7 protein-coding genes are annotated in these 11437 nt (G+C 60.6%); 5 read left to right on the top strand and 2 right to left on the bottom strand.

Annotation, left to right across the window (positions count from 1 at the left end):
- Positions 1 to 63 precede the first annotated feature (63 nt).
- From E1573_RS09375 to E1573_RS09355, 5 genes are all read left to right on the top strand, one after another.
- Positions 64 to 1209, top strand: coding sequence for an acyl-CoA dehydrogenase family protein (locus tag E1573_RS09375; protein ID WP_133212870.1), 1146 nt, complete (start codon positions 64 to 66; stop codon positions 1207 to 1209).
- Between the two features lie 32 nt (positions 1210 to 1241).
- Positions 1242 to 2381 carry an acyl-CoA dehydrogenase family protein gene (locus tag E1573_RS09370; RefSeq protein ID WP_256659512.1) on the top strand — a complete coding sequence of 380 codons (1140 nt, stop codon included), beginning with the start codon at positions 1242 to 1244 and terminating at the stop codon, positions 2379 to 2381.
- Positions 2382 to 2426: 45 nt separating this feature from the next.
- Positions 2427 to 4244 (top strand): SDR family oxidoreductase, encoded by a 1818-nt coding sequence (locus E1573_RS09365; RefSeq protein WP_133212866.1) that lies wholly within the window; start codon positions 2427 to 2429, stop codon positions 4242 to 4244.
- A 61-nt stretch (positions 4245 to 4305) separates the two neighbouring features.
- Entirely contained in the window at positions 4306 to 5415 is a 1110-nt protein-coding gene (locus E1573_RS09360) for a hypothetical protein (protein ID WP_133212864.1), read from the top strand.
- Positions 5416 to 5488: 73 nt separating this feature from the next.
- Positions 5489 to 7186 (top strand): AMP-binding protein, encoded by a 1698-nt coding sequence (locus tag E1573_RS09355; protein WP_133212862.1) that lies wholly within the window; start codon positions 5489 to 5491, stop codon positions 7184 to 7186.
- Between the two features lie 863 nt (positions 7187 to 8049).
- Here E1573_RS09355 and E1573_RS09350 read toward each other — a convergent pair.
- Both E1573_RS09350 and E1573_RS09345 read right to left on the bottom strand, forming a co-directional pair.
- The gene (locus tag E1573_RS09350; RefSeq protein ID WP_133212860.1) at positions 8050 to 9420 is read right to left on the bottom strand and encodes a DUF1329 domain-containing protein; all 1371 of its coding nucleotides are present in this window, start codon (positions 9418 to 9420) and stop codon (positions 8050 to 8052) included.
- 25 nt (positions 9421 to 9445) lie between these two features.
- Complete coding sequence (locus E1573_RS09345) at positions 9446 to 11320, bottom strand: DUF1302 domain-containing protein (RefSeq protein WP_371925152.1); 1875 nt, start codon at positions 11318 to 11320, stop codon at positions 9446 to 9448.
- Positions 11321 to 11437 lie beyond the last annotated feature (117 nt).

Genomic DNA, 11437 nt, shown 5'->3' with positions numbered 1-11437 from the left:
TCCTATGATCGATCCATCGCCACCGCACCGACGGTGGAAGGATTGACCCCAGGAGAGCCTTGAATGATACCGCGTACCCTGTTTGATCATGAGCATGAGGCGTTTCGCAGCACTGTGCGACGCTTTCTGGCAGAACACTGCCTGCCACACCTGGAACAGTGGGAAGCAGATCATCGGGTACCCCGGGCTGTCTGGAAGCGCGCCGGGGAGCTGGGCATGCTCAATGCCACCACCCCGCAAGCCTATGGCGGGCTTGAGCTGGACCGGCGCTTCTCGATGGTCGCTACCGAAGAAATCTACCGTGCCGGGTTGGCCTCGGGTCTGATCGGCTTTGGCGTTCACGACATCGTCGCCGGTTACCTGGTGAACTTTGGCGATGAGGCGCAGAAGCAGGCCTGGTTGCCGAAAATGGCCGCCGGTGAAGCCATCGGTGCTGTGGCCATGACCGAGCCGGACACCGGCTCCGACCTGCAAGCAGTCAAGACCCGCGCGGTGCTCGACAATGACGAGTACGTCATCAACGGTGCCAAGACCTTCATCTCCAACGGCAGCCAGTGCGACCTGGTCGTGGTAGTCGCCAAGACCGGCAACACCGGCAAGGGAGCTCAGGATATTTCCCTGATTCTGGTTGAGTGCGACCGCCCCGGCTTTAGCAGGTCCGCACCGTTGCGCAAGGTTGGTCTGCATGCCCAGGACACCACCATGCTGTTCTTCGACAACGTGCGTGTACCTAAGCACAACGTACTGGGCGGTGTGCCGGGCCAAGGCTTTATCCAGCTGATGAAGGAGTTGGCCTGGGAGCGCCTGTCGATCGCCATCAGTAGCGTTGCCGGTGCCCAGGCCGTGCTCGACAGCACCCTGGAGTACACCAAGGGCCGTAGTGTGTTCGGCAAACCGATCTTCGCCTTCCAGAACACCCGCTTCAAATTGGCCGACATGACCATGCAATTGGCGGTTTCGCAGAACTACGTCGACCGCTGCATGGCTCAGTGCCTGGCGCACAACCTTACCCCTGAAGCCGCTGCGGCCGCCAAGCTGTGGTGCTCCGAGCTCTACACCAAGGTCGTGGACGAATGCGTTCAGTTGCATGGCGCCAACGGCTACATGCTCGAGTACCCAGTCGCCCGTCACTACCTCGATCACCGTGTGCTGCGTATTGCCGGCGGTGCCAACGACATCATGAAGGATCTGGTCGGGCGCACGCTCTGAACCGGGTCACTGAGGAAATTGCCATGGAATACCTGATACCCCGTACCTTGTTCAGCCCTGAGCACGAAGCGTTTCGCGACGCTGCGCGACGGTTTGTGGCAGAGGCAGTCGCGCCATTTCATAGCCAGTGGGAAAAAGACAAACGTGTGCCCCGCGAAGTCTGGCGCCACGCTGGCGAACTGGGAATGCTGCTGCCTTCGATACCGGAGGCCTACGGCGGGCCGGGCGCCGACCCACTGTTCGATGTGGTGTTCGCCGAGGAGTACATGCGTGTCGGTGCTACCGGCTTGATCGGCTTTGGCGTGCATGGCCTGGTAGCTAACTACATCCTTAACTATGGCACCGAACAACAGAAGCAGACCTGGTTGCCGAAGATGGTCAGCGGCGAGGCTGTCGGTTCAATTGCCATGACTGAACCCAACACCGGGTCCGATCTGCAAGCCGTATCTACCCGCGCGGTGCGCGAGGGTAACCAATACGTCCTCAACGGTTCCAAGACCTTCATCTCCAATGGTGCGTCCTGTGACCTGGCATTGGTGGTGTGCAAAACCGGTAACAGTGGCAGCGCCAAAGACATCTCTATTGTCATTGTTGAGAAAGAGCGCGCCGGCTTCGTCCGCTCCCAGCCCCTTGAGAAGGTTGGCCTGCACGCCCAGGACACCAGCATGCTGTATTTCGATGACTGCCGCGTGCCCCTCGAAAACATGCTCGGTGGCGAGGAGGGCAGGGGCTTCTACCAGCTCATGCACGACCTGGCCTGGGAACGCATCATCGGGGCGGTGGGCTTTCAGGCCCAGGCTGAGGCGGCGCTGCAGCAAACCATCGAATACACCCGCACCCGCAAGGTGTTTGGCCAGCCGGTACTGGACTTCCAGAACTCGCGTTTCACCCTCGCGCAATTGAAAACCGAAGTGCAGATCGGACGCTCCTGGGTCGACAGCTGCCTGGCGTTGCTGATGCGCGGTGAGCTGACCTCTGAAACCGCTGCCGTGGCCAAGTACTGGACTGCAGAGTTGAGCAGCCGGGTGGTCGATGCCTGCCTGCAGTTGCACGGCGGCAATGGCTACATGACCGAATACCCCATCGCCCGGCTGTACCTCGATACCCGCGGCAACCGGATCTGGGGCGGCACCAACGAAATCATGAAAGAAATCATCGCTCGCACCTTGTGAGCCGACCCTTCGAGTAACCCATTTCTAGAACAGAGGATAACTATCGTGACGCAAGAGATTCGCTTTGATGGCAAAGTAGCCATCGTGACCGGTGCAGGCAATGGCTTGGGCCGCGCCCACGCTCTGCTGCTCGGCGCGCGTGGTGCCAAGGTGGTGGTCAACGACCTTGGAGTGACCACCCAAGGCCTGGGTAGCTCCAGCGCCGCAGCCGATGCCGTAGTGGCCGAAATCCGCGCCCTGGGTGGCGAGGCCGTGGCGGATTACCATTCGGTTACCGAAGGCGAGAAGATTGTCGCCACTGCCCTTGAGTGTTTTGGCACGGTCGATATTCTGATCAACAACGCCGGTGTACTACGTGATACATCGTTCCACAAAATGACCCATGAACAGTGGGACTTGATTCAGGACGTCCACGTCAATGGCGCTTTTCGCCTGACCCACGCAGTCTGGCCGATCATGCGTGAGAAGGGCTATGGGCGGATTGTGATGACCGCCTCGGGCGCTGGGATCTTCGGTAACTTCGGCCAGTGCAACTACGCCACTGCCAAGTCCGGCTTGATCGGATTCACCCATGCGCTGGCCATCGAAGGCGCAAGCAAGAACATTCGCGTCAATACCATCGCGCCGATTGCCGCTTCGCGCATGGTCATCGCCAGTGGCATCTTCCCGGAAGAGTTGCACGCCAAACTCAAAGTCGAAGATGTCGCACCGCTAGTGGGCTGGTTGTGCAGCGAGGCGTGCCAGGACACCGGTGGTCTGTTTGAAGTAGGCGGCGGGTTTCACGCCAAGTACCGTTGGGAGCGTTCGCAGGGGCGTTTCCTGCACACCGACACGCTCAGCCCCGAACTGGTGCGTGACAACTGGGAGCGAATCACCCGCTTCGATGAGCACAGCGTGCATCCGGCCAATGGCGCTGAAGGTTTCAAAGAGCTGTTCGAGCGCATGGAGTCGCCAGCCAAAGGGGGTAATGCCTTTGTCGATATGGAAGTGGCGGCCAATGCCGTTTCCTACCTGGAAACCGAATACGACCAGAAAGACGCGGCACTCTATGCCTTGGCAGTGGGCGCGGCCAAAGACCCGCTCGATCGTACGGAACTGCTGTACGTCAATGAGTTCGTGGGTGATGAGTTCCGCGTGCTGCCGACCATGGCGGTGCTGCCGGCGACCGAGGTATTCCTGCGGGCAGCCAAGTCCGGACAGCCCCAGCTCGAAGGCCTGAACCTGCCGTTCAGCAAAGGCCTGCACGGCGAGCAATACACCGTGATGTATCGCCCCTTGCCGCCAGCCGCCAAACTCAAGCACAGCATGCGCCTGAAGGCTGCAATTGACAAAGGCAAGAGCTCGGTCAGTGTGCTGGCCATCGAGACCACCGATGAGCACGGTACGCCGCTGTTCTACAACGAAGTCACCGGCTTCTACCCAGGTGTGCCTGGTGCCGGCCTGCAACGCGTGGCCAGCGAAGAGATCAACCTGCCACCTGCGCGTGAACCCGATGCTGTGCTCGCCGACCAGACCGACATCAACCAGGCATTGCTGTATCGCCTGTGCGGTGACTGGAACCCGATGCACGTTGATCCCGACTACGCCGCCAAGGCCGGTTATGAGAAGCCGTTCCTGCATGGCTTGTGCACCTTCGGTTACCTGGGGCGCCATGTGATCAAAGCGTTCTGCGGTAACGACTCGCGGCTGTTCAAGAGCGTTCGAGCGCGTTTCGCTTCGATCGTGATGCCCGGCGACACCCTGCAAACGCGCATGTGGCGTGAATCGCCAACGCGCATCATCGTCGAGATGCGTGCGCTGGAGCGTGACGTGATTGTGTTGAAAAACGGTGCAGTCGAACTGTTCGAGCACCTGCCGGCCTGACCCTTGGCCATCTGCCGCCTCCATGCCCTGGAGGCGGCAGCTTCAGTTTCAGGAGAGCACGATGCAACGATGCGTCAATGTGATTGGCGTAGGGATGTCCCCGTTCAGTGCCGCTGCGCTCAGACATGATCCGATCGGGCTGGTCGGTGACGCGCTCGGTCAGGCACTGGCGGACGCCGGATTGACCGCCAGGGATACAGGTATGCTCTTCGTCGCTACAGGCCAGATGGAGGGCACGGGGCTGCGGTGTGCTCTCGATCACGCAGGATTCGCCGCGGTACCCCTGCAACTTGTACCAGCAACTCCGTCCGATGCTTGCGCTGTGCTGTTCAATGCCGCCCGGGCCATCGAAATGGGCTTGTGCGAGTGTGCGATGGTGCTCGGCGTACAAGACGACTTGCTGCCATTCACCGATCAGGGCGGTACGCTTGCGCAGCTTGGTGCTACAGCACGTGAATACATGGCGCGTTATCAGGTTCGCCCGGAAACCTTCGCCATGGTTGCGGTCAAGGCGCGCCGACATGGCACACTCAATCCGCTGGCAGCGTACAGGCATGCGACAAGCCTCGATGAAGTCCTGCAGGCTGAGGTCATCGCCGCCCCCCTCACATCCCCGCAACTTGCCTGGGCCAGCACGGGTACGGCCGCTTTATTGCTGTGCTCCGATCAGATGGCTCGGCAAGCCCGGGGTGCGCGAGCGGTCAGGATCCTTGCGCAGGCGCGTGTGGCAGTGCCCCAGGCGGTTGGCGCCGATCAGGATGTGCGTTTCGCCGGTACCGGTTATGAGGTCAGCATCGCCGCCGCCCGGGAATTGTACGAGCGGGCTGGCATTGGGCCTGAGCAAGTCAGTGTGTGCGAGCTGCATGACAGCAGTACCCTCGGCGAACTGTTGCTGTACGAGGCATTGGGCCTGTGCCCTGAAGGTTGCGCCGAGAAAATGGTCGAAGACGGTGACAACACCTATGGCGGTAACCTGGTGGTCAATCCCTCGGGGGGGCTGCTGTCACTTGGACAGGCGCCGGCGGTGAGCGGGCTGGCACAGTGCATTGAGCTGGTGAGCCAGTTGCGTGGCAACGCCGGACCGCGTCAAGTCTTCGGCGCGCAGATTGCGTTGCAGCATCAAATCGGTACGGATGGTACGGTGATGACCACACTTTATCAGCGCGCCTGAACAACGCGGCTCGTTTGTCGCGCACAGAACAATAGCAAAGGGTGGAACACCACCCCTCAGACGCAGGATCGCTATGAACAAGAATAATGAGCACCCTACGCTGTTGCACCGTTTCCTTCACTGGGAGCAATGCACACCTGATTCGATCTACCTGACCCAACCGCAACCGGATGGTAGCGTGATCGATTACACCTGGCATGAGACCGCAAGCCAGGCCCGGCGTATGGCGGCCTATCTGCAATCCCTTGACCTGCCGCCGAAATCGTCCATCGGCATTTTCGGCAAGAACACTGCGCACTGGATCATCGCCGACCTGGCGATCTGGATGGCCGGACACGTCAGTGTGCCGTTGTATGCCAGCGCCAACGCCGACACCGTACGCTATGTCCTGGAGCACGCCGACGTGCATGTGCTGTTCGTCGGCCGACTTGACGGTGACGCGGCGGGCTGGAGCATCATCAGCGCAGCGGTCCCCGTCGACCTGCCGCTGATCGATCTACCCATGTCGGCGTGCGGCCACGGCAAAGCCTGGGCGGATATAGTCGCGTCAATGCCGCTACCGGCGGAGGTCGTTTGCCCGGCACCGGATGAACTGGCGACCATCATCTACACCTCGGGTAGCACCGGGAACCCCAAAGGGGTGATGCTCAGTTTCAACGCGATGTATCAGGCGCCGGCGCTTACCGGCGCGATCTACGCCGGCGGCAAGGGTACCTGCAGCAGTGATCGTCTGTTGTCGTACTTGCCCCTGGCGCACACCGCTGAGCGGGCTGTGGTGGAGGCGATTTCGTTGTTCAGCGGCTGCCGTGTGTTCTTCAACCTCGGGCTTGAGACCTTCAGCGATGACCTACGTCGCGCACGGCCGACAATTTTCCTGTCCATGCCACGGCTGTGGGGCAAGTTCTACCAGAGCATCAACGAACGTATTGCGCCCTCGGTTCAGCAAGCGGCGTTTGCCGATCCGCAGCAAGCGCCGTTGATGAAGGCGCAGATCCTCAGCGCCCTGGGCCTCGATCAAGTGCATACCGGCCTGTCCGGCTCAGCTCCGCTGCCGGTGAAGGTCATGGCGTGGTATCGCCAGCTCGGCTTGGAATTGCTCGAAGGCTATGGCATGTCGGAGAACTTCGGCATTTCGCATTTCAGCCTGCCAGGGCAGGTGCGCGCGGGGTATGTCGGCGCTGCGGTGGCCGGTGTGCACAGCCGTATTGGCGACGACAACGAGATTCTGGTGAAGAGCCCTGCGCAAATGCTGGGTTATTACAAGCAACCGGAACTGACAGCGCAGAGCTATACCAACGACGGTCTGTTTCGTACCGGCGACCGTGGCGAGCAAGATGAGCAAGGCCGCCTGCGCATCACTGGGCGGGTCAAGGAACTGTTCAAGACCGCCAAGGGCAAGTACGTGGCGCCAGTGCCCATCGAGGCCAGGCTGGGCAATCACAACCGTGTCGAAGCCACCTGCGTGACCGGCGTCGGACTGGCGCAACCGGTGGCCTTGGTCAATGTGTTTCCAGACACCCGGGCGTTGCTCGACAGCGCCCAGGGACGCGACACGGTGAGCACTGAACTGGAAGTATTTCTGCAAGCGCTCAATGCACAGTTAGAGGCACATGAGCAGTTGGCCTGTCTGGTGGTAGTGCACGAGCCCTGGAGCATTGCCAACGGTCTGCTCACCCCGACCCTGAAAATTCGCCGCAACCTGATTGAAGCGCGTTACCACGACAAGATCGAAGCGTGGAGTGAGCTTGGCGCTAAAGTGCTTTTCGAATAAGACCAACGTAGTTCAGCGCAGGTAGGCCTGCGATTGGCTGCGTAAGATCGCAGGGCAAGCCAGCTCCCACCGGGTTCACACCGACCCGGTGGGAGCGGGCCTTGCCCCGCGATCGGCTGCGCAGCGGCCGTAAAAACAGCTGTTTGCAAGGCAGCTGACATACCGAGGCGACTGAATTGCTGCCGCTATGCGCCAGATCGCAGGGCAAGCCAGCTCCTACCGGGTTCACACCGACCCGGTGGGAGCGGGCCTTGCCCCGCGATCGGCTGCGCAGCGGCCGTAAAATCAGCTGCTTGCAAGGCAGCTGACATACCGAGGCGAATCAATTGCTGGCGCTATGCGCCAGATCGCAGGGCAAGCCAGCTCCTACCGGGTTCACACCGACCCGGTGGGAGCGGGCCTTGCCCCGCGATCGGCTGCGCAGCGGCCGTAAAATCAGCTGCTTGCAAGGCAGCTGATATACCGAGGCGACTGAATTGCTGGCGCTTCGCGCCAGATCGCAGGGCAAGCCAGCTCCTACCGGGTTCACACCGACCCGGTGGGAGCGGGCTTTGCCCCGCGATCGGCTGCGCAGCGGCCGTAAAATCAGCTGCTTGCAAGGCAGCTGATATACCGAGGCGACTGAATTGCTGGCGCTTTGCGCCAGATCGCAGGGCAAGCCAGCTCCCACCGGGAGCTGGCTTCATGGTCGATGGTCACTTCGGGCAAAGCCCTGCAAGGCAGTTGCTCCCACCGGCAACAGGCCCGATTCAGGGGCAGAAAGGGCAAGTAAGCACGCACAAAAAAATCCGATACCAGCGAGCCGGTATCGGATTTTTTCAGTCAACAGCATTGCCTCAGTACAGCATTTCGTCGCTGGGTACTTATCGAATACCCGCATTGCGCAAGGCCGCAGGGGTGAAATCTGCCATCTTGGTGCGGTTACCATATTGCGGCGCGCGTTTCGCCTCGTTGCTCATGGTGGCGACGATGTAACGCCCGGCCATCAAATCGTAAAAGCCTTGTGCTGCAGGAGCATTCAAGCCTTTTTCGTAATGATTGTAGGTATGGTTTTCGCCCACGCGCCAGAGCTGCCCGCGGCCATCGTAATGGTCGACTTCAGCCAGTACCCAGGTGTCTTCATCGAAGTACATGTCACGCTTGGCATAGATGTGTCGCTGGCCAGCCTTGAGCGTCGCTTGCACGTGCCACACCCGGTGCAGCTCGTAGCGTGTCAGGTCCTGGTTGATGTGGCCTGGTTTGATGATGTCGGCATACTTCAGGCTTGGCGATTGCAGACGGTAGTTGTTGTAGGGGATGTACATCTCCTTCTTGCCTAACAACTGCCATTCGTAACGATCAGGCGAGCCGTTCATCATGTCGGCGTTGTCGGAGGTGCGCAGGCCATCGGAGGCGAGGCCAGGGGCATCATAGGCCAACTGCGGCGCACGCCTTACCCGCCGTTGCCCGGCGTTGTAGGTCCAGGCCTTACGCGGCTCTATGAGCTGGTCGATGGTCTCATGGGCCATCGACACGGTCCCGGCCAGGCGTGCCGGGGCGTTGATGGTGAAAATGTAGTAATACAGAATGTTCTTCGCCGACTGTGGGTCTACACCGTCCATGTATTGCGGAAAGCTGTTCTGGTCATGAGTCTCGACGATGGTGTAGTCGCCGTTGACTTGTGGTGCGGCCTGTGCCGCCGAACGCTCAATGTTGTCGCCGCGGTAGCGGGTGACGTAGTTCCAGTAAACTTCAACTCCACTTTTAGGAATCGGGAAGGCGTAGTAGCGTGTGTCGGCTAAGTTGGCCAAGCCTGTGCCTTCATTGACCAACTTCACGTTGACCGCACTTTTTTTCGCTGCCGCGTAAACACTGGCCGGCGCCGCTGCCGTGCGGTGGCTTGGGTACACCGGAATCCTGTAAGAGTCCGGATAACGCTTGAACATCGCCAGTTGGCCGGGGCTCAGCTTGTCTTTGTACAGGTCGACGTTGGCGGCGGTAATGGTGAACAGCGGCTTTTCGTCTTTGAACGGATCACCGAGAAAGCCTTTGCTGTCCACTGGCGCGGCATCAGCCTTGAGCCCGCCGGTCCAGGCCGGAATACTGCCGTCGGCGTTGCCTTCTTTCTGCGCGCCCAACGGTGTGAGCGTGGTGCCCAGTTGAGCCGCTTCCTGATCGCTGATAGCTGCCATGACGCTGGTGGTCAGCAGGGAAAGTGCCAGGGTTGCCGAAGTGATGACGGTTCTAGTGTGCATGGATATACCCTCTGTCAGGTGCGACTCAGAAGTTGACGCCGAAGCTCAGCGCGACGTAGTCGCGGTCTGTGCTGGTGTTGAACTGACCGCCAAAGAAGTCCGTGTAGCTCAGGCTGGCGGTGTAGGTATTGAGGTAATCGGCATCGACACCGAGGCTCACGGCTTTGCTGCCTTCATCGAAATTCGGCCCCCAACCGTCAACGTCATGGGACCAGGCCAGGTTGGGTGACAGGTTGATGCCGGCCAACACATTGCTGTAATCAAGCTTGGCGCGCAGGCGGTAACCCCAGGAGTCGGTGGTGTAGAAACCGTGGCTGTTGCACTGTTGCTGCGGGTTGGTGGCGGTGGCGCAGACCGTGGCGTTCTGGTTGCCTGGGAATTCACCCGGGCCATACACCGGGCTGCGTCCGAAGCGGATGTCGGTGCCATCGGCGGAGCCGAGCCCGTTGATGCGGTTGTAACCTACCTCACCGATCAGGGTCAGACGGCTGGCGCCCCAGATCTGGTCGACGAAATGGGTAGCGGTGACCTGCGCCTGCACTACCGGCATGCGCTTGTAACCGGGCAGTTCGCCACCCAGCGCTCGTGCCACTTCACCGGTGGTGAACAGCGGTGAGGTTTGCGTGCTCAGGTCAGTGTCGGTGGACTGAATGGCTGCCAGGTTGAGATCGGCGGTGTTGATCTGCAGCGGCATGTTCGGGCGAAAGCTTACTTCGCCACCTACCGACGTCGCCCCCAGGGTGGTCTGGAAACTAACGCCATACAGGCGGATGTCTTCCGGGTAATCGACGAAGTAGCGGGCTGAGCGTACCCGGTCGAACTGGCTCTGGATCGCGGCCAACTGACGGGCGGCTGCGGGCAGGGCGGCCAACTGCGCAGCAGTGATCGGTGCAACGCTCGTCTGCTTGAAGCTCAGGTAGGGGCTGCGGCTGTGGTAGTTCATGGCATAGAAGCCGAGCTCGGTATCGTTCAGCTCGGGCACAAACCAGCGCAGCGCTACGCCAAACTGGCCGCTGTCACGGGGGTCGTTGTCTTCCAGGCGCGGCATGTACACGTTATCGACTACCGCGCCGCTGAGGATTTGCGCGGCGCTCGCGGTGTTGCTGGCAACGCCCGGCGGCAAGTCGGGACCGGCGAACACCAGGCGGTCGTTGCAGCCTTGCGGCAGCGGGTCGGAGCCAAAGAAGGTGCCGCAGTTGTCGACCACCGAGTTGTCCCACTGCAACTGGTAGAACGCCTCCAGGTTGAGGTTTTCGCTCAGGCCCTGCGAGATATAGAACATGTTCACCGGCACCAACCCTTCTTTTACCTCGGCGCCCGGGCGACGCAAGGCCGCCACGTCGACTGGGTTGATGCTATTGATCGAGTTGCCGATAAAAGTGCTTTCGCCCCAGCTCACCACCTGTTTACCCAGGCGCACGTTGCCGGCCAGCTCAGCCACCTCATAGTTGTGGTAGACGAACGCGTCGAGGAACTCGGCGCCCGAGGACTTGGCCAGGTCGTCGCGGCCGTTGTCGTCGATGTCATAAAACAGGCGGTGCTCATCCTTGAGCTCGAAGTCGTACCAGTATTTGCCGCGTACGAACACGCCGCTGTCGCGGTATTTCAACTCCAGGTCGTGCACGCCTTTGAAGATCTTCGAGAAGGTTTCACCTTTCTTGAAGTTCTGCCGGTTGTCGTCGGCGGTGCGGGTAGCCGATTCGCCGCGCAGCCCCATGATGTTGGCGGCGTTGACGAACTCCGGGTCCGGACCACGAACGGCCCAGCTGGCGCCTATAGAGAGGGTCGAGTCGAACTGTCCCTCGATTTCGCCTAGTTGAAAGTCGATGGCATTGGCGTTGGCACAGGTGCCCAGGCCGACCGCCAGGGCCAGCAAGTGCGGGCGCAGTTCGGTGGGCAACAAGGCGGACGGGCGATGGCTTTGTGAGCTCAGGTGTCTTGCAAAGGTCACGTGGTGGTACCCCTGTGATTTTGTTGTTGTTCTGGTGGACCGCACGCAAACGCTACCGCCCCGGGG

This window comes from Pseudomonas sp. H9, from assembly GCF_004353925.1.
In the GTDB taxonomy this organism is placed as follows: Bacteria; Pseudomonadota; Gammaproteobacteria; order Pseudomonadales; family Pseudomonadaceae; genus Aquipseudomonas.
Note: the sequence above shows the minus strand (reverse complement) of the source record. Positions and strands in the feature narration are given on the sequence as shown.